The sequence below is a fragment of the Pantoea sp. X-Soil-ISGK-285 genome, assembly GCF_059730815.1.
Window position 1 is genome coordinate 3,276,598 of the sequence record NZ_AP035938.1, and the last position, 24,426, is coordinate 3,301,023.

Annotated in this window: 20 protein-coding genes; 5 read left to right on the forward strand and 15 right to left on the reverse strand. The window is 56.5% G+C overall.

The genetic code is table 11. The features are described from left to right. Window positions 1–45: 45 nt before the first annotated feature. Together relA and rlmD are read right to left on the reverse strand one after the other, a co-directional pair. Window positions 46–2,277 (reverse strand): GTP diphosphokinase, encoded by a 2,232-nt coding sequence (gene relA / locus AC6I8B_RS15475; protein WP_010248576.1) that lies wholly within the window; start codon window positions 2,275–2,277, stop codon window positions 46–48. A gap of 29 nt (window positions 2,278–2,306) precedes the next feature. Continuing rightward, complete coding sequence (gene rlmD / locus AC6I8B_RS15480; protein ID WP_158131414.1) at window positions 2,307–3,623, reverse strand: 23S rRNA (uracil(1939)-C(5))-methyltransferase RlmD; 1,317 nt, start codon at window positions 3,621–3,623, stop codon at window positions 2,307–2,309. Between the two features lie 94 nt (window positions 3,624–3,717). On the opposite strand from rlmD, the gene barA reads away from it, so the two are divergent. Further along, window positions 3,718–6,447 (forward strand): two-component sensor histidine kinase BarA, encoded by a 2,730-nt coding sequence (barA, locus tag AC6I8B_RS15485; protein WP_157353622.1) that lies wholly within the window; start codon window positions 3,718–3,720, stop codon window positions 6,445–6,447. 54 nt (window positions 6,448–6,501) lie between these two features. On the opposite strand, the gene AC6I8B_RS15490 is transcribed toward barA, so the two are convergent. The 6 genes from AC6I8B_RS15490 to AC6I8B_RS15515 all read right to left on the reverse strand — a co-directional run bounded on the left by AC6I8B_RS15490 (window position 6,502) and on the right by AC6I8B_RS15515 (window position 13,483). Further along, entirely contained in the window at window positions 6,502–7,641 is a 1,140-nt protein-coding gene (locus tag AC6I8B_RS15490) for a glycerate kinase (RefSeq protein ID WP_157353625.1), read from the reverse strand. A 75-nt stretch (window positions 7,642–7,716) separates the two neighbouring features. Then, window positions 7,717–8,601, reverse strand: a complete 885-nt coding sequence (gene garR, locus AC6I8B_RS15495) for a 2-hydroxy-3-oxopropionate reductase (protein WP_010248583.1) — start codon at window positions 8,599–8,601, stop codon at window positions 7,717–7,719. A gap of 19 nt (window positions 8,602–8,620) precedes the next feature. Continuing rightward, window positions 8,621–9,391 carry a 2-dehydro-3-deoxyglucarate aldolase gene (garL, locus tag AC6I8B_RS15500; RefSeq protein WP_010248585.1) on the reverse strand — a complete coding sequence of 257 codons (771 nt, stop codon included), beginning with the start codon at window positions 9,389–9,391 and terminating at the stop codon, window positions 8,621–8,623. A gap of 45 nt (window positions 9,392–9,436) precedes the next feature. Continuing rightward, a complete protein-coding gene (gene gudD, locus AC6I8B_RS15505) occupies window positions 9,437–10,768 on the reverse strand; it encodes a glucarate dehydratase (protein WP_010248587.1) in 1,332 nt (443 codons plus the stop codon). A 10-nt stretch (window positions 10,769–10,778) separates the two neighbouring features. Then, window positions 10,779–12,125 carry an enolase C-terminal domain-like protein gene (locus tag AC6I8B_RS15510; protein WP_122457779.1) on the reverse strand — a complete coding sequence of 449 codons (1,347 nt, stop codon included), beginning with the start codon at window positions 12,123–12,125 and terminating at the stop codon, window positions 10,779–10,781. Beyond that, window positions 12,122–13,483 (reverse strand): MFS transporter, encoded by a 1,362-nt coding sequence (locus AC6I8B_RS15515; RefSeq protein WP_010248591.1) that lies wholly within the window; start codon window positions 13,481–13,483, stop codon window positions 12,122–12,124. The genes AC6I8B_RS15510 and AC6I8B_RS15515 overlap by 4 nt, the downstream gene beginning before the upstream one ends. Before the next feature lie 574 nt (window positions 13,484–14,057). Between AC6I8B_RS15515 and garD the strand changes: the two genes are divergently transcribed. After that, the gene (gene garD / locus AC6I8B_RS15520) at window positions 14,058–15,617 is read left to right on the forward strand and encodes a galactarate dehydratase (RefSeq protein ID WP_010672140.1); all 1,560 of its coding nucleotides are present in this window, start codon (window positions 14,058–14,060) and stop codon (window positions 15,615–15,617) included. A gap of 78 nt (window positions 15,618–15,695) precedes the next feature. Here the strand turns inward: garD and AC6I8B_RS15525 are convergent, their stop codons facing one another. The 4 genes from AC6I8B_RS15525 to syd all read right to left on the reverse strand — a co-directional run bounded on the left by AC6I8B_RS15525 (window position 15,696) and on the right by syd (window position 18,399). Next, window positions 15,696–16,142 (reverse strand): flavodoxin, encoded by a 447-nt coding sequence (locus tag AC6I8B_RS15525; RefSeq protein ID WP_010248594.1) that lies wholly within the window; start codon window positions 16,140–16,142, stop codon window positions 15,696–15,698. Between the two features lie 12 nt (window positions 16,143–16,154). Then, window positions 16,155–16,934, reverse strand: a complete 780-nt coding sequence (gene truC / locus AC6I8B_RS15530; protein WP_033769942.1) for a tRNA pseudouridine(65) synthase TruC — start codon at window positions 16,932–16,934, stop codon at window positions 16,155–16,157. Next, the gene (locus AC6I8B_RS15535; protein WP_022623807.1) at window positions 16,934–17,263 is read right to left on the reverse strand and encodes a YqcC family protein; all 330 of its coding nucleotides are present in this window, start codon (window positions 17,261–17,263) and stop codon (window positions 16,934–16,936) included. The genes truC and AC6I8B_RS15535 overlap by 1 nt, the downstream gene beginning before the upstream one ends. 587 nt (window positions 17,264–17,850) lie before the next feature. After that, complete coding sequence (gene syd / locus AC6I8B_RS15540) at window positions 17,851–18,399, reverse strand: SecY-interacting protein (protein WP_010672142.1); 549 nt, start codon at window positions 18,397–18,399, stop codon at window positions 17,851–17,853. Window positions 18,400–18,461: 62 nt separating this feature from the next. Between syd and queF the strand changes: the two genes are divergently transcribed. The 3 genes from queF to xni all read left to right on the forward strand — a co-directional run bounded on the left by queF (window position 18,462) and on the right by xni (window position 21,631). Further along, window positions 18,462–19,307, forward strand: a complete 846-nt coding sequence (gene queF, locus AC6I8B_RS15545; protein WP_157353627.1) for an NADPH-dependent 7-cyano-7-deazaguanine reductase QueF — start codon at window positions 18,462–18,464, stop codon at window positions 19,305–19,307. A 169-nt stretch (window positions 19,308–19,476) separates the two neighbouring features. After that, window positions 19,477–20,841: a nucleotide 5'-monophosphate nucleosidase PpnN gene (gene ppnN, locus AC6I8B_RS15550; protein WP_010248605.1), complete on the forward strand. Its 1,365-nt coding sequence runs from the start codon at window positions 19,477–19,479 to the stop codon at window positions 20,839–20,841. A 34-nt stretch (window positions 20,842–20,875) separates the two neighbouring features. Beyond that, entirely contained in the window at window positions 20,876–21,631 is a 756-nt protein-coding gene (gene xni, locus AC6I8B_RS15555) for a flap endonuclease Xni (protein WP_010672145.1), read from the forward strand. A 24-nt stretch (window positions 21,632–21,655) separates the two neighbouring features. On the opposite strand, the gene rlmM is transcribed toward xni, so the two are convergent. The 3 genes from rlmM to AC6I8B_RS15570 are packed head-to-tail and all read right to left on the reverse strand — an operon-like array spanning window position 21,656 to window position 24,112. Further along, window positions 21,656–22,756, reverse strand: a complete 1,101-nt coding sequence (rlmM, locus tag AC6I8B_RS15560) for a 23S rRNA (cytidine(2498)-2'-O)-methyltransferase RlmM (RefSeq protein ID WP_010248609.1) — start codon at window positions 22,754–22,756, stop codon at window positions 21,656–21,658. Next, window positions 22,749–23,144: a DUF423 domain-containing protein gene (locus AC6I8B_RS15565; RefSeq protein ID WP_010248611.1), complete on the reverse strand. Its 396-nt coding sequence runs from the start codon at window positions 23,142–23,144 to the stop codon at window positions 22,749–22,751. Before AC6I8B_RS15565 ends, rlmM begins: the two co-directional genes overlap by 8 nt. A 50-nt stretch (window positions 23,145–23,194) precedes the next feature. Continuing rightward, entirely contained in the window at window positions 23,195–24,112 is a 918-nt protein-coding gene (locus tag AC6I8B_RS15570) for a transcriptional regulator GcvA (RefSeq protein ID WP_003854641.1), read from the reverse strand. Window positions 24,113–24,426 lie beyond the last annotated feature (314 nt).

A 24,426-nucleotide genomic window follows, 5' to 3' on the forward strand; every position in this document is an offset into this window, starting at 1 on the left:
CTGCGCAACCTCCAGCTGCCGGTTGCCTCAGTGCCTGCCTGAATATCAGTGCAGGCGACGGGCGTCAATGATATCAGAGACCTGGTTCAGACGCGCCAGGACACGTCCCAGTACCTGATGGTTGTAGATCTCGATATCCATGTCGATGGTCGCCAGCTGTTTTTTGGTGTCGCTGCGGCTTGAGACGCCCAGGACATTCACTTTCTCGTTGGCGAGAATGGTGGTGATGTCACGCAGTAAGCCGCTGCGATCGTTGGCGGTCACGCGCACCACCAGCGAATAGCCGCTGGAGTAGCTTTCGCCCCACACCGCATCGACGATACGTTCCGGCGCATGCGAAATGAGTTCAGCCAGCTGGTCGCAGTCAGCGCGATGAATAGAGATGCCGCGCCCCTGGGTGATGAAGCCGACAATATCATCCCCCGGAATCGGCTGGCAGCAGCGGGCAATGTGGTGCATCAGGTTGCCCACGCCCTCCACGACGACACGTCCGCTCTCTTTGCGTGAAGAGGGAGTGTACGATTTCTGGGTCAGCTGACGCAGCGCTTCGCGATCTTCCTCTTCGGCGCTCGGCTTATTGAGCTTCGCCTGCAGGAAGTTAACCATCTGGTTAAGACGAATATCGCCGCCGCCAATCGCCGCCAGCAGCTCTTCAAGCGAGGTGACGTTATAGCGCGGCAGCAGCAGTTTTTCGGCTTCGCGCAGGCTGATATCCAGCTGATTCAGTTCGTTATCCAGAATCTGCCGTCCCGCGATAATATTCTTGTCGCGATCCTGCTTGCGGAACCAGTTGTGGATCTTCGAGCGTCCACGGTTGGTGGTGATGTAGCCCAGATTCGGATTGAGCCAGTCGCGGCTCGGGTTCGGCTGCTTCTGGGTGATCACTTCAACCTGATCGCCCATCTGCAGCTGGTAGGTGAACGGCACGATGCGGCCACCGATTTTCGCGCCGATGCAGCGGTGACCGATGTCGCTGTGAATATGATAGGCAAAGTCGAGCGGCGTCGATCCAGCGGGCAGATCCACCACGTCGCCTTTCGGGGTAAAGACGTAGACCCGGTCATCGAACACCTGGCTGCGGACCTCTTCCAGCAGTTCGCCGGAGTCCGCCATCTCTTCCTGCCAGCTGATGAGCTTACGCAGCCAGGCGATCCGCTCTTCATGACCGGCCGCGCCACGCGCGCTGCTGGAAGTTGGCCCCTCTTTATATTTCCAGTGCGCCGCCACGCCCAGCTCGGCATCTTCATGCATCTGGCGGGTACGGATCTGGATTTCCACCGTTTTGCCCTGCGGCCCTAACACCACCGTATGAATCGACTGGTAGCCGTTGGGTTTGGGGTTAGCGACGTAGTCATCAAACTCGCTGGGCAGATGGCGATAGAGCGTATGCACCGTACCCAGCGCACCGTAGCAATCCTGCAGGCGATCGGCGACGATGCGCACCGCCCGCACGTCAAACAGCTCATCAAAGGCCAGCGATTTTTTCTGCATCTTGCGCCAGATGCTGTAGATATGTTTCGGACGGCCATAGACTTCGGCGCGCACGCCCTCTTTGACCATCTCTTTGCGCAGATTGCTGACGAAGTTTTCGATGTACTGCTCACGGTCAATACGCCGCTCATGCAGTAATTTGGCGATGCGCTTATATTCGTCGGGATGCAGGTAGCGGAAGCAGTAATCTTCCAGCTCCCATTTGAGCTGACCAATACCGAGACGGTTGGCCAGTGGCGCATAGATATTGGTGCTCTCTTTGGCGGCCAGTACCCGCTCATCTTCCGGCGCATCTTTCATTTCGCGCAGGTTCATGATGCGTTCAGCCAGCTTCAGCACTACGCAGCGGAAATCTTCCACCATCGCCAGCAGCATGCGGCGAACGTTATCCACCTGTTCAGAGGCCATGGAGTCGTTGTGGATCGCTTTCAGCTGGCGGATGGCGTCCATATCGCGCACGCCGTGTACCAGCGAGACAATGCCTTTGCCGACGGCGGTTTCCAGCTCCTCTTCACTCACCACTTCATCGTTAGCCAGCGGGAAAATCAGCGCCGCACACAGGCTTTCGATATCCATGCTGAGCATTGAGAGGATTTCAACCATCTCAATACCGCGCCACAGCAGCAGCGACTGATCAGGATGGCCCTGCGTCTGCGCTTCACAGTAGCGCCACGTCTCGGCCACACGTTGACATGATTGCGGGTTGGCAATACCGAGACTGGCGATCCACTGGTCGAGGGCGAAATCCCCCTCAGTATTTAAATGCGCACTTCTGACCGCAACCATAACCTCTCCTGCACAACGACATACATCGCTTATGTTTTTCTGAACAGCACCATGGATTCGAGATGACGGGTATGTGGGAACATATCCAGCATCGCGACCCTTTCCAATTGGTAGCCTGCCGACAGCAATGTCTGGCTGTCGCGGGCGAGTGTGGTGGGATTACACGAAACATAGACCACGCGATCTGGTGCAAGTTTAACCACATGCGCCATTACGCCCGCAGCCCCGGCGCGTGCCGGATCGAGTAATACCTTGTTAAATCCCTGTGCCGCCCACGGCTGGCGCGACACGTCTTCTTCCAGATTATGCTGAAAGAAACTGACATTTTTAAGATTATTCAAATCAGCATTATACGCTGCCTGCCGCACTAATGCTGCAATCCCCTCCACACCAACCACATTATGTACGAAGATTCCTATAGGAAGTGTGAAGTTTCCCATGCCGCAAAACAGATCCAGCACCCGGTCTTCCGGCTGCAGATCGAGCCAGGCAATTGCCTTCGCGACCATCTGCTGATTAACACCATCGTTAACCTGAATAAAATCCTGTGGGCTGAAGGTTAGCTTAAGCTGGTGAGATTGATAAAACGGCGTCGACTCATTTAACGCACTCAACTCTTCCTCGCCCGCATCCAGGAACAGCATCAGCTGATGCTTATGCGAAAACTGTTCCAGTTTTTCACGGTCATCCGCATGCAGCGCATCAAGATGGCGCAGAATCATCAGCGGCCCGTTGTCTGCCAGCACCAGCTCCACATGCCCGAGACGCCTGACGGCGCGTAAATCACTGAGACACTGGTGCAATGGAACCAGTAAAGCCTCAAGTTCGGGCACTAAAATGGGGCATTGCTGAATATCAACCAGATCGTTGCTGGCTTCCTGACGGAAGCCCATCTGCAACCGCTGCGCCTTATTTTGCCATTGCAGCCCCAGACGGGCGCGGCGACGATAGCCCCAGGGCTGACCAGCGATTACCTCATCCACCGCCACGTCTTGTGCGGCGGCCTGGCGCAGCATCCGGCTCAGCGCCTGGGCTTTGCTCTGCTGTTGCAGCGCCACATCGGCATGCTGCTGCTGGCAGCCGCCGCAGCGTTCATAATGTGGGCAGCGCGGCGTGACGCGCGCCGGACTGCGGCTAATCAGTCGTGTCACTTTCGCCCGGGCAAATTGACGTTTATCCTCTGTCAGCATGACCTCCGCCTGTTCCCCAGGCAGGGCACCGGCGACAAAAAGGGTTTTGCCCTTGTGACGCGCCACCCCTTGTCCGAACGGATCGAGCGCCTCAATGGTGACGGTGATCCGTTGTTGCGTCGTCACGCGCTGTTTTGCAACGTAAAATTGCGCCATAGTGTTATTAATTCTCTTTATCGAAAACGACCTGCATTGTTTTTGTCGACAGCATGCACAGGGACGTTAATGCCGGAGTAGCCAGGCGACTATTATGACCAAATACAGCCTGCGGGCGCGAATGATGATTTTAATTCTGGCACCCACGCTGATGGTTGGCCTGCTGCTCAGCTCATTTTTTGTAGTGCACCGCTACAATGAACTGCAGCGCCAGGTTATCGATGCCGGAGCCAATATCATTGAACCGCTGGCGATCTCCAGCGAATACAGCATGACCTGGCACAATCGTGACGCCATGCGTGAACTGGTCAGCCTGCTGCACCGCCGCCATTCGGGCATCGTCCGGGCGATCTCGGTGTTTGATAATCACAACCAGCTCTACGTCACCTCCAATCACAAGCAGAACCTCAGCCTGCTGCAACAGGATGATATCCGCGCCCTGCCCGACGATGTCTCAATGGAGCGTCACGGCAACGTATTGATTCTGCGCACACCGATCACCACCGAGCGTTACGATGTGGATGAATTGCCTGACGAAGATGCCAAGCCGTCGGGCAATCCGCTGGGCTACGTGGCGATAGAGCTGGATCTGCAGTCGGTGCGCCTGCAGCAGTACAAAGAGGTGTTTGTCGCCACGCTGATGCTGCTCTTCTGCCTCTGCCTGGCCATGCTGTTTGCCTATCGTCTGATGCGCGATGTCACCGGCCCGATCCGCAATATGGTCACCACCGTTGACCGCATCCGTCGCGGCCAGCTCGACAGCCGCGTTGAGGGATACATGCTGGGTGAGCTCAGCATTCTGAAAAACGGGATTAATGCGATGGCGATGTCGCTGACCGCCTATCACGAAGAGATGCAGCACAATATCGATCAGGCGACCTACGATCTGCGAGAGACGCTGGAACAGCTGGAGATTCAGAACGTTGAGCTGGATCTGGCGAAGAAACGCGCCCAGGAAGCGGCGCGTATCAAATCTGAGTTTCTGGCCAATATGTCGCATGAGCTGCGGACGCCGCTTAATGGCGTGCTGGGCTTTACCCGGCAGATGCTGAAAACCCAGCTGCGCACCACCCAGCGCGACTATATGCAGACCATTGAACGTTCAGCCAATAACCTGCTCAGTATTATCAATGACGTGCTCGATTTCTCGAAGCTGGAAGCGGGCAAACTGATGCTGGAGGCGATCCCCTTCCCGCTGCGTGCCACACTGGATGAAACGCTGGTGCTGCTGGCCCCGTCGGCGCATGACAAAGGGCTGGAGCTGACGGTGGTGTGTGACAGCAGCGTGCCGGACAATGTGATTGGCGATGCACTGCGCCTGCAACAGATTCTGATTAACCTGATCGGTAACGCCATCAAGTTTACCGAGAAAGGGTATATCGGCCTGCGTGTCGGACAGCGGGTGATTACGCAGTCGCGCGTCGAGCTGGAGATTCAGGTTGAAGATAGCGGCATAGGCATCTCTGAGCAGCAACAGACACAGCTGTTCCAGGCGTTCCGTCAGGCTGACGCCAGCATTTCGCGCCGTCATGGCGGCACCGGGCTGGGGCTGGTGATCACCCAGAAACTGGTGCGGGAGATGGGCGGCGAAATCACCTTCAGCAGTCAGCCGGACAAGGGCTCCACCTTTGTGATTCGCGTGCAGCTGGATCTCAATCCCAATGCGCCCGGCATGCCACGCGTGCTCGATGCGCTTTCACATGCGCGCATTGCCTATGTGGAAGCGGATGCTAACGTTGCCAGCGCAGCACTGGAGATGTTAAGCGCCACACCATTGCAGATCGATTACAGCGAAACGCTGGAGGGTTTAAAAGCGTCTCACTATCCGCTGCTGCTGATGGCGATGCCGATCGACATCAGTCAGCCCGAGCTGCTCAATGAACGCATGATTAATGCGCTGCTGGATCGGGCCGACAACGTGCTGATGGCGCTCCCCAGCCCGATGATGTTGCTGGCGGATGAACTGAAGGTACGCGGCATTGACGGTTGCATCGCTAAACCGATCTCCCTGACGCGACTCCTGCCGATGTTACTGGATCTGCATACCCGTCAGATCAGTGAACTGCCGCTTTCACCCCGGCTGCCGCTGACGGTGATGGCGGTGGATGATAATCCCGCCAACCTCAAGCTGATTGGCGCGCTGCTGGAGGAGCAGGTGCAGAACATCCTGCTGTGCAGCAGCGCCGAACACGCCATCCGTGAGGCACGTCAGCAGTCGCTGGATGTGATTCTGATGGATATTCAGATGCCGGATATCGATGGCATTCGCGCCAGCGAAATTATCCGCAGCATGCCGCATCATGCCAGTACACCGATTGTGGCGGTCACCGCCCATGCGATTGATGGCGAGCGTGAACAATTGATCAAGGCGGGCATGAATGACTATCTTGCCAAACCGATTGATGAGAGCAAGTTAAGACAGTTGCTGGCGCGCTATACGCCACCACCAGTAGTCACCGTGCCGGAACTGCTGCCAATATTACCTACGCTGGACTGGCAACTGGCGCTGCGACAGGCGGCGAACAAAGCCGATCTGGCGCGCGATCTGCTGCGGATGCTGCTGGAATTTTTACCGGAAGTGCATGCGAAGATGGCGCAGTTTATGTCGACCAATGAGGTCAACGCCCTGCGTGAGATTATTCACAAGCTGCACGGCAGTGCCAGCTACAGCGGCGTGCCGCGCATGAAGCAACTCTGCCATCAGCTGGAAAGAGAGCTGCTGGAGGCCAGCGATATCGCTGCGCTGGAGCCGGAACTGCTGGAGCTGCAGGATGAGATGGAGAACGTCGCCCGAGAAGCCCGCCAGCTGTTAGGGATTGGATAAGGCTGGCGGTGAGTTAAACCCGGCCGATGTGGAGTGGCCGGGTAATGCTGGTGGTTAGTTAAACCCGGCCAGCTTTAACGTGGCTGCCACATTACGCGCCGTCATCTCAACATTCTTTCCGGCGCTGGCGAGTGCCTCATCCAGGGAACAGATGCTGTAGAGCACGCTGAATACCGCATCGATCCCGTGCTGATGCACCACGCCGACATCGGCCGTCAGGCTTCCGGCGATGCCAATCACCGGCTTATTAAAGCGCTTTGCCACGCTGGCGACCCCGATCGGCACCTTGCCATTAATACTCTGGCTGTCGATACGCCCTTCACCGGTAATCACCAGGTCAGCATCTTTTACCTCCTCCGCCAGCCCCAGCGCCTCAGTAACAATCTCAATGCCGCGCCGCAGCTCTGCCTGACAAAAGGCATGCAGCGCCGCCCCCATACCGCCCGCTGCCCCGCCGCCCGGGATATGCAGCACATCAATATCGAGATCGCGGTGAATAATCGCGGCGTAATGGGCCAGCGCCTGATCGAGCTGCTGCACCAGCGCCGGTGTCGCCCCTTTCTGTGGGCCGAAAATGGCCGATGCACCCTCTTTGCCCGTCAGCGGATTCGTGACGTCACAGGCCACTTCAATGCGGCACTGATGAATGCGGGCGTCCAGCGCGTCAATATCGATGCTGGCAAGATCGGCGAGTGCACCGCCACCGTGACCGATCTCGCAGCCCTGGTCGTCCAGCAGCCGGGCGCCCAGCGCCTGCATCATGCCGGCTCCGCCATCATTGGTGGCGCTGCCGCCGATACCAATGATGATGTGGCCGACCCCCTTATCCAGCGCATGTCTGATCAACTCGCCGGTGCCAAATGAGGTCGTTATCAGCGGGTCACGCTGCGATGCAGGCACCCGCTCCAGTCCACTGGCCGCTGCCATTTCGATATAGGCGGTGGACTCATCGCCGGACAGGCCATAGAAGGCGTCGACCTGTGTTCCCAGCGGCCCCGTCACCTTCAGCCTGACGATTTTTCCCTTCGTCGCCGCCACCATCGCTTCTACCGTTCCTTCACCGCCGTCGGCGACCGGTATTTTCACGTAATGCGCATCGGGAAAGATGTCACGGAAACCCGCTTCAATCGCCGATGCCACATCCAGGGCGGATAAACTCTCTTTATATGAATCCGGTGCGATTACGATTTTCATAGGCAATCCGAGCGCAGTTGAGTAATTGAAACGGCTCTGAACCAGTCCGGTTTCCGCAGAGACCGACACCGGGTTTTAGCGGGCGATTTCAACCTTCGCTAACTTCTCATAATAGCAGGCCAGCGCGCTGTGGTCGGCGCTACCCTGCCCGTCGTTACGCAGCGCCTGCATCATCTCCATCACCGCCGCCGTCAGCGGCAGATGCGCGCCGATGCTGTGCGAGGTATCCAGCGCGTTCGCCAGATCTTTGATATGCAGGTCAATGCGGAAGCCGGGTTTGAAGTTGCGATCCATCACCATGGGCGCTTTGGCATCCAGTACCGTGCTGCCGGCCAGGCCGCCACGAATCGCCTGATAGACCAGATCCGGATTTACACCCGCTTTGGTCGCCAGTGATAACGCCTCGGACATCGCCGCAATATTCAGTGCCACAATCACCTGGTTGGCCAGCTTAGTCACGTTACCCGCACCGATGTCGCCGGTATGCACCACCGATCCCGCCATCGATTTCATGATGTCGTAGCAGGTATCGAACACCGCTTTATCACCGCCGACCATCACAGAGAGCGTGCCTTCAATCGCTTTGGGTTCACCGCCACTGACCGGCGCATCCAGCATTTTGATCCCTTTTTCTGCCAGCGCATCGTGGACTTCACGGCTCGCCAGCGGCGCAATTGAGCTCATGTCGATGACCACCAGGCCTGGCTTCGCCCCTTCGATAATGCCATTTTTACCCAGGCAGACTTCGATGACCTGCGGCGAGTTGGGCACCATGGTAATCACCACATCGCACTGCTCAGCCACCTCTTTTGGCGATTTCGCCACGGTCGCGCCCAGTTCAGTCAGTTCCGCTTCGTTGTCAGCGTTATGATCGCGCACCACCAGCGAATAACCGGCTTTCACCAGATTTTTACTCATTGGTTTGCCCATAATACCCAGGCCGATAAATCCAATTTTCATTGCGTTTCCCCTTGATTGATTAGCGCTTAAATTTGTCGCATAACGCCTGAGAGGCGTTGCGGAACATACCGACATCGCTGCCGACGGCGACAAAAGTGGCACCCCACTCCAGATAACGACGCGCGTCCGCTTCCACCGGTGCCAGAATGCCGCTCGGCTTACCGGCGGCTTTGGCGCGTTCAAAAATGTGTTTAATCACTTTCAGCACTTCAGGATGCGCAGGCTGACCGAGATAGCCCAGCGCAGCAGAGAGATCGCCCGGCCCGACAAAAATACCGTCGACACCGTCCACCGCCGCGATGGCGTCAATGTTGTCGACCGCCTGCTGGGTTTCGATCTGCACCAGCACCGTGATGTTGTCATTGATGGTGCTGTTGTAATCCGGCAGGGTGCCGTACATGTTGCTGCGATGCGAAACCGAGACACCGCGAATGCCGGCTGGCGGATAGCGGGTTGATGCGACGGCACGCACTGCTTCCTCTTCGGTCTCGACAAATGGCACCAGGAAGTTGTTAAACCCGATATCCAGCAGACGCTTAATGATCACCGGCTCGTTGCAGGGCGGACGCACCACGGGCGCACTGTGGCTGCCTTTAAGCGCCATCAGCTGTGGCACAAACGTGGTGATATCGTTGGGCGCGTGTTCACCATCCAGGACCAGCCAGTCAAAACCGGCCAGCCCTAAAATCTCGGTTGAGATCGGGCTGGCAAGCGCACACCAGCTGCCGATCAGGGTTTCACCCGCTAACAAACGACGACGAAATCCATTTGGCCAGGCTGCATTACTCATGGTTAAACTCCTGTGACGATGGCTCCCCGTGGGGAGCCGAAAAGGTTAACGTACCAGGCAGGGACGTTTGTTGTCGTAGGTCCATCCCGGCACTAAAAATTGCATCGCTTCGGCATCGTCACGCGCGCCCAGCCCCTGCTTCTGATAGAGCGCGTTGGCCTGCATCACCTGATCCATATCCAGCTCGACGCCGAGACCGGGCTTCTGCGGTACCTGCACCATGCCGCCTTTGATCTGGAATGGCTCTTTGGTCAGGCGCTGATTGCCCTCCTGCCAGATCCAGTGGGTATCAATGGCGGTGATCGCGCCCGGCGCGGCAGCGGCGACGTGGGTGAACATCGCCAGCGAAATGTCGAAGTGGTTATTGGAGTGCGAGCCCCATGTCAGGCCGAAGTCGTGACACATCTGTGCTACCCGCACCGAACCCTGCATGGTCCAGAAGTGCGGATCCGCCAGCGGAATGTCCACCGACTGCAGCGACAGGGTATGGCCCATCTGACGCCAGTCGGTGGCGATCATATTGGTGGCGGTTGGCATGCCGGTGGCGCGACGGAACTCCGCCATCACTTCACGGCCGGAGTAGCCCTGCTCTGCGCCACAGGGATCTTCTGCGTAGGCGAGCACATCTTTGAGCTGTTTGCCGAGCATGATCGCCTCGTTGAGCGACCAGGCCCCGTTGGGATCAAGGGTGATACGGGCTTCAGGAAAACGCTTAGCCAGCGCAGTAACCGCTTCGGCCTCTTCGCCGCCGCGCAGTACGCCGCCTTTGAGTTTGAAATCGTTGAAGCCATATTTCTCATACGCCGCTTCCGCCAGCCGCACCACCGTCTCCGGGGTTAGCGCTTCTTCGTGGCGCAGGCGATACCAGTCGCAGGGATCGCTCTCCTGGCTCTGGTAAGAGAGGGACGTTTTGCGGCGGTCGCCGATGTAGAAGAGATAGCCGAGCATCTCAACGCGGTCGCGCTGCTGTCCGTCGCCCAGCAGCGAGGCCACATTAACCTCCAGATGCTGACCCAGCAGATCGAGCAGCGCCGCTTCAATGCCGGTCACCACATGAATAGTGGTGCGCAGATCGAAGGTCTGGGTGCCGCGCCCGCTGGCATCGCGGTCGGCGAAGGTGCTGCGCACCAGGCTGAGAATGTTTTTGTATTCGCCCACGGTTTTGCCAATCACCAGCGACGCTGCATCTTCCAGCGTCTGGCGGATTTTTTCGCCGCCCGGGATTTCGCCGACGCCGGTGTGTCCGGCGTTATCTTTGATAATCACAATGTTGCGGGTAAAGAATGGCGAGTGAGCGCCGCTGAGGTTCAGCAGCATGCTGTCGTAGCCTGCGACTGGAATAACCTGCATGGCGGTGACTTTCGGTGTTGAACTCATCTCCTGCTCCTTATGCTGTTGCACGGCCAAATGCCGGGCGTTTGCGATCAAATGTCCAGCCGGGGACCAGATATTGCATCGCCGTAGCGTCGTTACGCGCACCGGCGGGCAGTGACTGATAAAGCTGATTGGCTTTGTTTACCTGCTCCCAGTCGAGCTCAATGCCCAGACCCGGCGCATCCGGTACGGCAATTTTCCCGTTGCGGATTTGCAGCGGATTTTTCGTCAGGCGCTGATCGCCCTCCTGCCAGATCCAGTGGGTATCAATCGCGGTAGGATTACCTGGCGCCGCCGCACCCACATGGGTAAACATCGCCAGCGAAATATCGAAGTGGTTATTGGAGTGGCAGCCCCAGGTGAGGCCCCACTCATCGCAGAGCTGCGCGACCCGCACGGCACCGCTCAGCGTCCAGAAGTGAGGATCCGCCAGCGGAATATCGACCGCATTGAGCATCACCGCGTGATTCATCTCGCGCCAGTTGGTGGCGATCATATTGGTGGCCACCGGTAAGCCGGTTGCGCGCCGGAACTCGGCCATCACTTCACGTCCCGAATAGCCCTGCTCCGCGCCGCACGGATCTTCGGCGTAGCTCAGCACATCCTGCATCCCTTTACACAGCGCTATCGCCTCGTCCAGCAGCCAGGCGCCATTCGGGTCGACCGTAATGCGGGCGTCGGGAAAGCGCTGCTTCAGCGCCGCCGCGGTGGCAATCTCCTGCTCGCCCGGCAACACGCCGCCTTTGAGCTTAAAATCTTTGAAGCCATATTTATCCGCAGCCGCCTCAGCCAGCCGCACCACGGCATCGCTGGTCAGCGCTTCCTGATGACGCAGGTGATACCAGTCGTGGCTGGCCTGCTCACCACTCAGATAGGGCAGATCGGTCTTGCGGCGGTCACCGAGATAGAACAGATAGCCCAGCACCGTCACTTCATCACGCTGTTTACCTGGCCCCAGCAGTTCAGCCACCGGTACGCCCAGACACTGTCCCAGCAGATCAAGCAGCGCCGCTTCCAGCGCCGCTACCGCGTTGACCCGCAACTCAAAAGTCCAGGCACCGTTGCCGAAGGTGGTGAAGTCAGCCGACTGATTGCCTTTGTGCACCTGTTGTACCAGACGGTTCATTCGCGCAATCTGCTGGCCTTGCACCTGCGGAATCGCCTCTACCAGCGTCTGATAGATGGTGTCGCCGCCGGGGGCTTCACCGACGCCGGTGTGACCGGCGCTGTCGGTGAGAACCACAATATTGCGGGTAAAACAGGCGTTGTGCGCACCACCAATATTGAGCAGCATGCTGTCATAGCCGGCGACCGGGATGACCTGCATCTCAGTAATCACCGGCGAACTTTGCGTATTCATAATGCATCCTTACCGGGCCAGGTTTTCAGTTCGACACGTTTGATATCGCCCGCGATCACCAGGAAGCTGAATGCGGCGACAAAGGCGTGAATACCGACATAGATCAGCGCGCCTTCAAAGGAGCCGCTGGTGGCGATGATGTAACCGATGGCGATAGGCGTCACGATGCCAGAGAAGTTACCGAACATGTTGAACAGACCGCCGCTCAGGCCACTGATCTCTTTCGGCGCGGTATCTGCCATCACCGCCCAGCCCAGCGCACCGATGCCTTTACCAAAGAACGCCAGTGCCATGAAGAACACCACCACCCATTCGGTATCGGTGTAGTTACACATCACCATCGAAATAGAGAGCAGCATGCCGAGCACGATCGGTGTTTTACGCGCGATATTCAGCGAGCCGGTTTTACGCATCAGCCAGTCGGAGATCACCCCGCCCAGTACGCCGCCGAGGAAGCCGCACACCGCCGGAATCGAGGCAATAAAGCCCGCTTTGAGAATCGACATGCCGCGCGCCTGTACCAGATAGACCGGGAACCAGGTGATAAAAAAGTAGGTTAAGGCGTTAACGCAGTACTGACCGAGGTAGATACCCAGCATCATGCGTGACGTCAGCAGCTGTTTGATCTGGAACCACTTCTCGCTCCAGCTCACTTTGCGGCTATCCTTTTTGACATCCATGTTGATCAGCGCACCGCCCTGCTCCATGTACTCCAGTTCGGCTTTATTCACGCCAGGGTGATCGGTGGGGTCGTGGATCACTTTCAGCCAGATGAAACTGAGGATGATGCCCAGGCCGCCCATGAACCAGAACACGTGCGCCCAGCCCACGGAAGAGACCAGCCAGCCCATGATAGGCGCGAAGATAACGGTGGCGAAGTATTGGGCCGAGTTGAAGATCGCCACGGCCGTGCCGCGCTCCTGCGCCGGAAACCAGGCCGCGACGATGCGGCTGTTGCCAGGGAAAGAGGGCGCTTCGGCCAGTCCCACCAGGAAGCGCAGAATAAACAGCGACATGATGATGCCGAAGCCGCTGAACAGATCGACGAACCCTTGCAAAAAGGTAAAGAGCGACCAGGTAAAGATGCTCCAGAAATAGACGCGTTTTGAGCCGAAGCGGTCAAGCAGCCAGCCGCCCGGAATCTGACCAATAACATACGCCCATGAGAAGGCAGAGAAGATATAGCCGAGTCCGACCGAATCGAGGCCAATATCTTTTGACATCGCCGAACCGGCAATCGAAATCGTTGCGCGGTCACCGTAGTTGAATGAGGTGACGATAAATAACATCACCACAATCCAGTAACGGGCATTGGTGCGTTTCTGCACCGTTTCCGCGGTCTGGCTGAAACTATTCATGATGCACTCCTGAAATATAGCGTGAGCTACATTCGCTCTGACTGCATACACATCGCGTTGGGTATCAGAGAGAAGTTGGGTTAAACACGGCGATCTTTTTGTTTTGGCAAACTTTATTTATCCATCCGGCGTCTGGCAGCCGCGGCCGGTAATAACTCCAGGCAACCTCTTTCGGATGAATAATACGTCGTGACAGATAACCTGACTTTGGCTAACGGAACTCAGTATAAGAACAGCCTGTGGCGATCACATTGGCGCATCGCCCTGGAATAATCGCCTTATTGAAGTGATTGTCTTGCGGATGCACAAAAGCCTGCGGTATAGCTCACGAAAGTGGCAAATACCCGTGCAAAATCCGCCCCGGATAACGCTTTCCCCCGCTGTTTGTGAGGGTCTTCACTTGCTTTTGGATAATCGACCCAAAACAGCGAGACGAATTGCCTTAATGGTGGTCATTTGCACAATGCGCGACCCGCCCCGCCTCCCTATACTGAAGCTGGCAAACAAGGGCGTGACAGGTCAGATCATTACAGCGTGCCGCACAAGTACGGTACGACAGACGGGAAGGTGAGCGATGAACCCAAAAACAGATGAACAACCGCTCTATATCAAAGTCCATGAGCACGACAATGTGGCGATTGTGGTTAACAGCCTCGGTCTGCCAGCCGGTACGCAGTTTGCGGATGGCCTGACCCTCACAGAGCATGTGCCGCAGGGCCACAAAGTGGCGCTGAGCGCGATTAATCAGGGTGCAGAGATCGTGCGTTATGGCGAAGTCATTGGCTATGCATTGCGGGATATTGCCCAGGGCAGCTGGATTGACGAGTCACTGGTTGCGCTGCCGGAAGCCCCTCCGCTGGAGAGTCTGCCGTTAGCCACTCAGGTTCCGCCTGATTTGCCGCCGCTGGAGGGCTATACCTTTGAAGGTTACCGCAATGCGGATGGCAGCGTAGGCACGCGTAACCTGCTCGGCATCACCACCAGCGTCCACTGCGTGGCCGGTGTGGTGGATCATGTCGTACAGATCATTGAACGGGATTTACTGCCGCGCTATCCGAACGTGGATGGTGTGGTTGCCCTGAACCACCTTTATGGCTGTGGTGTGGCGATCAACGCACCGGCGGCGGTCGTGCCGATTCGCACCATTCATAACCTGGCGCTGAATGCGAATTTCGGCGGCGAAGTGATGATCGTCAGCCTCGGCTGTGAAAAGTTACAGCCAGAGCGTCTGTTGACTGGCACCCCCGACGTGCAGGCGATTTCGCTGGACGATCATGACATCGTGCGTCTGCAGGATGAAAAGCTGGTGGGCTTTGGCGCGATGGTCAATGAGATTCTGCAGGTGGCGGAGCGTCATCTCCAGCGGCTGAATCAGCGCCAGCGCGAAACCTGCTCCGCAGCAGAACTGATTGTCGGCATGCAGTGTGGTGGCAGCGATGCGTTTTCGGGCGTGACGGCAAATCCGGCAGTGGGCTTCGCCTCTGATCTGCTGGTGCGTTGCGGTGCCACCGTGATGTTCTCCGAAGTCACTGAAGTGCGTGATGCGATTCACCTACTGACGCCGCGGGTGATTAATCAGGAAGTCGGTAAGCGCTTACTGGAGGAGATGGCCTGGTATGATAATTACCTCGACCAGGGCCAGACCGATCGCAGCGCTAACCCGTCGCCGGGCAATAAAAAAGGCGGGCTGGCGAACGTAGTGGAAAAAGCGCTTGGCTCGATCGCAAAATCGGGACGCAGCGCCATTGTTGAAGTGCTCTCGCCCGGCCAGCGGCCCACGCGACGCGGATTGATCTACGCGGCCACGCCCGCCAGTGATTTTGTCTGCGGTACACAGCAGCTGGCATCCGGTATCACCCTGCAGGTGTTTACTACTGGTCGCGGTACGCCTTACGGTCTGGCCGCGATTCCGGTGATCAAGATGGCGACGCGTAATGCGCTGGCAGAGCGCTGGCACGATCTGATGGACATCAATGCCGGGACGATTGCTACCGGTGAAGAGAGTATTGAGCAGGTGGGCTGGCGACTGTTTGAGTTGATTCTGGATATCGCCAGTGGCAGGAAGCAGACCTGGTCCGATCGCTGGGGCATTCGTAATCAGCTGGCGGTGTTTAACCCGGCGCCTGTCACCTGACAGTGCACTCAACGGACATCGCCGTGTGCGCAACACAGGCTTATCTCTGTTAAGGCAGAGATAAGCCTGGCCTTGCAATCAGAGCTGCGCGCCCCAGGCTTCAACCCACGGCGAGGTAACCGCCTCCGGTTCCGGATTTTCAGTGGCATCAACCAGTAACACCTCACCAACCCGCTGAGCGCCCTGCTCCTGCAGCAGCGCGTCAAAGGTTTTACCCGCGCCACAGAAATGGTCATAGCTGCTGTCACCCAGCGCAATCACGCCATAGCGCAGCGCGGGCTGATGACCGAGCTGATCTTTAATCGCATGGAACAGACCTGAAATCGTGTCGGGAAAATCGCCATGCCCGGTAGTAGAAGTGACAATTAACGCCACGTCGCTGGCATAGTTTTGCCAGTCAGCCAGCGTCGGATCGTCAAACACCGTTACGCTGTGCCCCTGCTGCTGCAGAATGGGCTCTGCTTCTTCCGCGACCAGTAGCGCATTGCCATATACCGTACCTACAAAAATGCCAATCTTTGCCATCTGCTTTCTCCCTTATTCTGAAACGTTATCCTGTCCTGGCGCTGCGTCAAACTCAACCCGCGGGACCTCAGGAATGCGATCCTGCCAGCCAAACTGGTTCATCAGATTCTGCCAGACGCCATCCAGTCCGGCGCGAAGCAGCAACGGTTCACCGGTTACCGGATGAGTTAATGCCAGGCTGCTGGCGTGCAGCATCAGGCGGTTAGCGCCAAAATGTTCGGCAGCACCCCGGTTCTGACGCAGATCGCCGTGCGCCGAATCGCCAATAATCGGATGACGCAGGTGTGACATATGACGACGCAGCTGATGCTTGCGACCGGTTTTAGGAGCCAGTTCAACCAGGCTATAACGCGAAGTGGGATAACGGCCAATGCCGACCGGCATCTCGACCGTTGCCAGTGACTGATAATCGGTGACCGCAGGCTGTGCGGTGCGCGCTTCCGTGGCGTGTTTATCGGCAATCTTATCCAGCTCTTCCACCAGCGGATAATCGAGCGTCCCGCTGCTCTCCAGCCAGCCGCGAACCACAGCGTGGTAGGTTTTCTGCATCTGGTGCTGTTCAAACTGCTGGGAAAGCAGACGTCCGACTTCACTGGAGAGCCCCATCAGCAGTACCCCTGACGTGGGCTTGTCGAGACGATGCGCCGTAAACACATGCTGCCCAATCTGATCACGAACGGTCTGCATCACAAACACCGTTTCATGGCGATCCAGCCAGCTGCGATGAACCAGCCAGCCGCTGGGCTTGTTGACGGCAACCAGCCACTCATCCTGATAGAGTATCTCCAGCATCAGTGGGCAGCATCCGTGATTAACGCATCAAGTTGACGCAGGGTCAGCAACAGCGGCGCAATACCCGGCTGGTCAGGCACCAGAGCCACCTCATAATAGGGGGCCACGGCAAAATTTTGTGGTAGCGGATGTCGGGCCGCAATCAGGGCATGCATCCGCGGGACTAACACCCACTGGAGCCACTGCAGCGGCTCCAGCGTATCCAGGCAAAAGGGTTCGCGGCTCTCGAGCGCCCCCTCGGCCGGCGGGGTACTCTGCCAGAGATGATGCTCACGCATCACCGCTTCCAGTTGTTCCAGCCGTTGCGTAATCAATTGTTCAGGCGTCATGCGCCACCTCCGCGAGCAGTCAAAAATGGGCGGCAAGCATATCACTTGTTGGCACAGGCACAAAAAAAGGGAGCACTGTATAAACAGTGCTCCCGGTTCGTTTGCAGCCATCCCGCCACGTTAATGCTCCCTGCTCTTCCATGACAACTTGTCCAGTGCGAACTCCTGTCGCGCATCGTCCTGATGTATCCTTAGCATCCTGGCCCACCACCTCTTCTGAGGGGGTTCTCATTCTCCATCCTGGAGGTGTCCCTTGCTCAATCCTGAGCGATCCTGTTTCATCCTGAAACCTTCCTTGTGCCGTAAGCTCCGTTACGTTCCTGCCTCATGGCTTATCATCATCCTGACGATATCTTTTTCCTGAGCCTCCTGCAGTGCGAAACATTTTGACAGAACTCGTTACGCGCACAAGGTACTCACAGCAGAACTTTACGAAATGTGCGGCGTAAATTCAGATAAACGCCATTAAGTTGATGATTCACAATATTTTTACATCTCAGCCTTCCGGAAGGCTCACCTGTTATATAGCGATCTCTCACAGCACATGTAAGAGATGTCTCACAAGACCAGGGGCAAATCACTGCAACTCAGATGATAACCGGTTGTAATGACTTAAGAAATATCTCAAGCGTTTCCGCTAATTTCACACGCTGTTTACCGCCGGGCTGCTCCAGAATCACTTCGCCGCTGAGATTAGAAAGCGAGATGATCTCCTGTTCTGACTCGGTGGTGGCGATAAACAGCGTAGGCGACTGCTTAAGGCGGCGCTGCATCACCAGATGCCCGATCAGATTCTCCTGTAAACGCAGGAAATCATCCTCACTCCAGACCTGTAAGAGTGTCAGCTGATTCTCACCAAAACTGGCCTGCATATCGCCGGCAAACTGCGTGGTATAGAAAGCCGTGATCTGCGGCTGGAGCTGGATGTCGATCGCCCGCTCAACCGCATCCAGCGTCTGTGGCAGAGTAAAAGGCTGCGGCTGCCAGACGACCCGCTGATCGCGATCCTCCAGGGCACAGGGCGAAGGTACGCCAAAGAGATCGCTGCTGGCCGGCGCATGCCCGGCCTGCTGAAGCCAGTGCTGGCAGTATCGGGTGGTAAAGTCGCGCAACGCGGCGGCAGTTTGCTGCATCATTCATATTCTCACTTCTGATGGGTTACACTTAGCCACTTTGATTAATTTTGGTGGTAACCGCAATGACTACTCACGAACAGGATCAGGCACTCAGCAACCTGACGCTGGGCAAACCCACAGCCTATCACGATCATTATGACAACAGCTTACTGCAGGCGGTGCCGCGCAGCCTGAATCGTGAACCCCTTGGCCTGTTTCCCGACAGTCTGCCCTTTACCGGCAGTGATATCTGGACCCTGTATGAACTCTCGTGGCTCAACAGCAAAGGTCTGCCACAGGTTGCCGTTGGCGAAGTGGTGCTCGATGCGCAGAGCCGCAACCTTATCGAGTCAAAAAGCTTCAAGCTCTACCTTAACAGTTTCAACCAGACCCGCTTTGCCGACTGGGGCGAGGTTCGTCAGACGCTGGAGCGGGACCTGAGTGCCTGTGCTGAAGGTGAAGCGCGGGTCGCGCTGTTCCGTCTCAATGAAGTGGAAGGTCAGCCCATCGGCCATTTTGAGGGGGTTTGTATTGATGAGCAGGATATCGCAATAGAGGATTATCGCTTCAATGCTGACTATCTGGCCGATGCTGCGGGCAGCGAAATCGTTGAGGAGACGCTGGTCAGCCACCTGCTCAAGTCAAACTGTCTGATTACCAATCAGCCCGACTGGGGCTCCGTGATGATTCGTTATAAAGGCCCGCGTATCAACCGTGAAGCGCTGCTCCGCTATCTGGTCTCATTCCGCCAGCACAACGAATTTCACGAGCAGTGTGTCGAACGCATTTTTAATGATGTGATGCGTTTCTGCCATCCGGAAGCGCTGACGGTGTATGCACGCTACACCCGTCGTGGCGGACTGGATATCAATCCATGGCGCACTAATGTGCCCTTCTCGCCCGGTTTTTCGCGACTGGTTCGTCAGTAGTTTGCGAGACTTCTCGCAGGCTGCATGCACTAAGCGCAGTTCCGCTTGAGCTGTGCGGGCCGACAAGGCTACTCTGGTGATGGCGGCTACCTGCGGGTGGCCGACCAGGGATTTTCGTCACTGCCGTTGCAGTGCCAACACGCACCCAGGCGGGTGTAAAGGAGTTCATTTGATTACCCATATCAGCCCTCTTGGCTCAATGGATCTGCTTTCACAGCTGGAAGTCGATATGCTCAAGCGCACAGCCAGCAGCGACCTCTACCAGCTGTTTCGCAACTGCTCTCTTGCCGTGCTTAACTCCGGCAGCCAGACTGACAGCAGCCAGGAGCTGCTCTCCCGCTTTGAAAATTTCGACATCAATGTGTTGCGCCGTGAGCGCGGCGTCAAACTGGAACTGATCAATCCACCGGAAGAGGCGTTTGTGGATGGCCGCATCATCCGTTCACTGCAGGCTAACCTGTTTGCGGTGCTGCGTGACATCCTGTTTGTCAGCGGCCAGCTCAACATGCCGGGTCGGTTAACTGCGGCTGAAGAAAATGACTCCGCCACTATCACCAACACCGTGTTTTCCATTCTGCGTAACGCGCGGGCACTGCACATCGGCGAGTATCCCAACACCGTGGTCTGCTGGGGCGGTCACTCGATCAACGCCGTTGAGTACCAGTATTGCCGCAATGTCGGAACTCAGCTTGGACTGCGTGAACTGAACATCTGTACCGGCTGCGGGCCGGGCGTGATGGAAGCGCCAATGAAAGGGGCCGCCGTAGGCCATGCTCAGCAGCGCTATCGTGACAGCCGCTTTATCGGCCTGACCGAACCCTCCATCATTGCAGCTGAACCGCCGAATCCGCTGGTGAATGAGTTGATCATCATGCCGGACATCGAAAAACGTCTGGAAGCTTTTGTGCGCATCGCCCATGGCATCATCATTTTCCCGGGCGGCGTAGGGACCGCAGAAGAGTTGCTCTATCTGCTGGGCATCCTGATGAATCCGCAGAACAGCGATCAGGTATTACCGCTGATCCTGACCGGGCCGGAAGAGAGCGCCGACTACTTCCGCGTGCTGGATGATTTCATCGTTAACACCCTGGGCGAACAGGCGCGTAAGCATTATCAGATCATCATCAACGATGCAGCCGAAGTGGCGCGTCTGATGAAGAAAGCGATGCCGCAGGTAAAAGAGAATCGTCGCGAAACCGGCGATGCTTACAGCTTTAACTGGTCGATTCGCATTGAACCCGATCTGCAGGTGCCTTTCCTGCCAACCCATGAAAATATGGCGAATCTCAATCTCTACACCAATCAGCCACCCGAAAAGCTGGCTGCTGACCTGCGCCGCGCCTTCTCAGGCATCGTAGCCGGTAACGTCAAAGAGATGGGCATCCGCGAAATCCGTGAGAAGGGACGCTACAAACTCCATGGCGACCCCGACATCATGCACCGCATGGATGAGCTGCTTCAGGGATTCGTTGCACAGCAACGCATGAAACTGCCAGGCACCGCCTACATTCCCTGCTACGAAATTATCAAATAAACCAGGAGGCAGCCCCCGGGCTGCCCATACTCTCATGGCTCTTCATCTTGTTATTGTTGACGCGTTGAATCTGATTCGCCGTCTGCATGCGGTACAGGGCTCACCCTGTGTCGAAGGCTGCCTGGCCGCGCTGCGCCAGATACTGGGTCACGCCCATCCGACTCATGCGGTGGCGGTATTTGATGGCGAAGCGCGTCATCAGGGCTGGCGTCATCAGCTGCTACCCGATTACAAAAGCGGTCGCCCGCCGATGCCAGACGATTTACAGGCAGAGATGCCGGCGTTACAGGAGGCCTTTCGCGCCGCAGGCGTAAGCTGCTGGATAGCGGGCGAGGATGAGGCGGACGATTTAGCGGCGACGCTGGCGGTGAAAATGGCTCAGGCCGGACATCAGGCCACCATTGTTTCAACCGACAAAGGCTACTGTCAGCTGCTGGCACCCGAGATCCGCATCCGCGACTACTTCCAGAAACGCTGGCTTGATCTGCCTTTTATCGAGGCTGAATTTGGTGTGGCGCCCCAGCGGTTACCCGACTACTGGGGATTGTGCGGCATCAGCAGCAGTAAAATTCCGGGCATCACCGGCATCGGTCCGAAAAGCGCGAAACAGCTACTAACAGAGTTTCACACGCTTGAAGGGATCTATCAGCAACTGGATCAGGTGCCAGCCAGATGGCGGGAGAAGCTCGCTGAGGGTCGGCAGATGGCAGAGATCAGCCGTCAGGTCGCAACCCTGAAGCGGGATCTGGTATTGCAGGGCAATCTGAATACGCTGCGTTATACCGGCTGAGTGCCCTTGCACTCAGCCCTGCGATTAACGTTCGTCGCGACGACCACCGGCAGCCGCCCAGATTCGGCGCACATGTACGGTCACCTCTTCGCGGTCATGGTAAAGCTGACGAGCGCGAATCTGCACGTTAATACCATTATCATCGAATCGTTCCTGCATCATGGCCAGATTCTGCGTCACCTCTTCATAGCGCTTTTTCATGGGCAACTTAAGGTTGAAGATCGCTTCACGGCACCAGCCGTTGACCAGCCAGTCGGTCATCAGGTTAGCCACACGCACCGGCTTCTCCACCATGTCACACACCAGCCAGCTGATGTTGGTGCGTGGCGGACGGAATTTAAAGCCATCCGCTTTCTCGTGCATCACCTGGCCCGTATCCATCAGGCTCGGTGCCATCGGTCCGTTGTCCACCGCATATACCATCATGCTGCGCTGCACCAGCTGATAAGTCCAGCCGCCCGGACAGGCACCGAGATCCACGGCGTACATGCCGCTGGCTAAACGCTCATCCCACTCATCCGCAGGGATAAAGACGTGAAAAGCCTCCTCCAGCTTAAGGGTGGAACGGCTTGGCGCATCGGAGGGGAACTTAAGGCGTGGAATACCCATGTAAAACGGCGAGCTGTTTTCCCGGATGGAGTAGCCGACGTAACAGGTGCCCGGCGCGATGAAAAACACATGCACGACCGGGCGTTTCGGGCTCTCATAATTCAACAGGATTTTGCTTTCACGCAGTGCCGAGCGCAGCGGCACGGTGAACTTGCGGCAGAACTTAGTCAGCTCTTTGGCTTCGTTGGTGTCTGGCACTTCAACACGCAGTTCGCCGCCCTTTTCCACTACGCCGGTCAGCATGCCGACAATCGGGGTAATGCGATCTTCCTGCGGCAGGTCACGCAGCATTTCGCCGACGACCAGCATCTGACGGGCAAAAATCAGCTCGTCAAACGGCAACTCACGTGCCAGCCGCTCGGCATCTTCAAACTGATAGCACTCAAACAGCACGTAGCCAGAGTCATCTTTAACCCGTGGAAAGCCGTAGATTTCACGTTCAGCCGCTTTGGCGCTGATTTCCGCCGCACACTCTTTTTCAAAACCGGGGCGACAATAGAGTAAAACTTTATTCATGGCGTTCTGCCTTTCGTTTAAGACGCAGCGCGCCAATCAACATCAATACCCAACCGGCGAGGAAACAGACCCCGCCCACGGGTGTGATAAAAACCCAAAACTTCAGATGTGACAGCGCCAGACAATAGAGGCTGCCACTAAACAGCACGGTGCCGAGCGCCATCAGCGCACTGCTCCAGTAAAACCAGATATTGGCGCGGCGTAACATCGCAGCACCCAGCCCCATCACCGCTAAGGTGTGATAAGCCTGATATTCCAGCCCGGTATGAATCCAGGCCATTTCAGCCGCACCAAGCGACTGACTCAAAACGTGGGCACCAAATGCGCCAAAAGCCACCAGCAGAAATCCGCTGATAGCCGAAAAAACAAACATGGCACGACTGGACATTAACCGATCCTCAGAGTCCTTTTGCATCTGAATGCAAATAAATCAATATGTTATTGTTGATAGCGAAAGCGGAATTTTTCTTGTTCGGTTGCAGCTTTTTCCAGGATCCACTGTCGGAAGGCGGCTATTTTACCCAGTTCTGCCTGACTGTCATGACAAACCAGATAAAAAGCGTTTTTACTGACTAATACATCATTAAACGGGCAGATTAATCGCCCGGCTTCTATTTCGCTCTGCGCCATGACGTTATTCGCCAGCGCCACGCCCTGACCATGAATCGCCGCCTGCAATACCATGGCGCTGTGGCTGAAGATTGGCCCCTGCTGCACATTGATATGCTGCAGGCCCAGTTGCCGGATATAAGATTGCCAGTCCCGACGGGAGGCATCATGCAGCAGAGTAAAACGCGACAGATCCATCGGCGTTTTCAGCGGATTATCCCCGGTCATCAGCGACGGTGAACAGACCGGCAGCAGATATTCGGCATAAAGTTTTTCAACCCGCAGGCCGGGCCAGTTACCCCGGCCGTAAAAAATCGCCACGTCGACATCGTCGGCCAGTTTCTCTTCGTCGCGGTCAACCGCCTGGATACGCACGTCGATTCCCGGATAAGCCATATTAAAGCTGGAGAGGCGGGGAACCAGCCACTGAATGGCAAAGCTCGGCAGTAAACTAACGGTCAGCGCACCCTTGGCACTGCGCGCCTGCAGTTTGCGGGTCGCTTCGTTGATTGCCGAGAAAATCTCTTTGATATCGAGATAGTAGCTTTGTCCTTCTTCGGTCAGTAATAGCGAACGATTCCTCCGGCGAAATAGCTTTAACCCCAGAAAATCTTCCAGAGATTTAATCTGATGGCTTACAGCAGCCTGGGTGACAAACAGCTCTTCTGCGGCTTTGGTAAAGCTTAAATGGCGTGCAGCTGCATCAAAAACACGCAGTGCGTTGAGAGGAGGAAGGCGTTTCGACATGGTTTTCCGTATCCGGATCGGCAAAAAATACGCAGGCTTATACAAAGCGTTTACGTATTAGAATTTTTAATCCGAGGCATTATAATTTGTCCGTTGAGGAACCTCCAGCAAATACCTATAGTTGCCGCACTTCCTGAGCCGGAACGAAAAGTTTTTAGATTTGTGAGTGAGTTCGCAGATTTTCTGAAAGCTTTTGGCTTGTGGTCGTGATGTTGTGTTTGCAATTTTTGATCCGACGATTGCGGATCGAACTCTTAATTCCTGTAGATTTACCCTGTCTGTCCATAGTGATTTTTAAATAGCACCGCAAATTG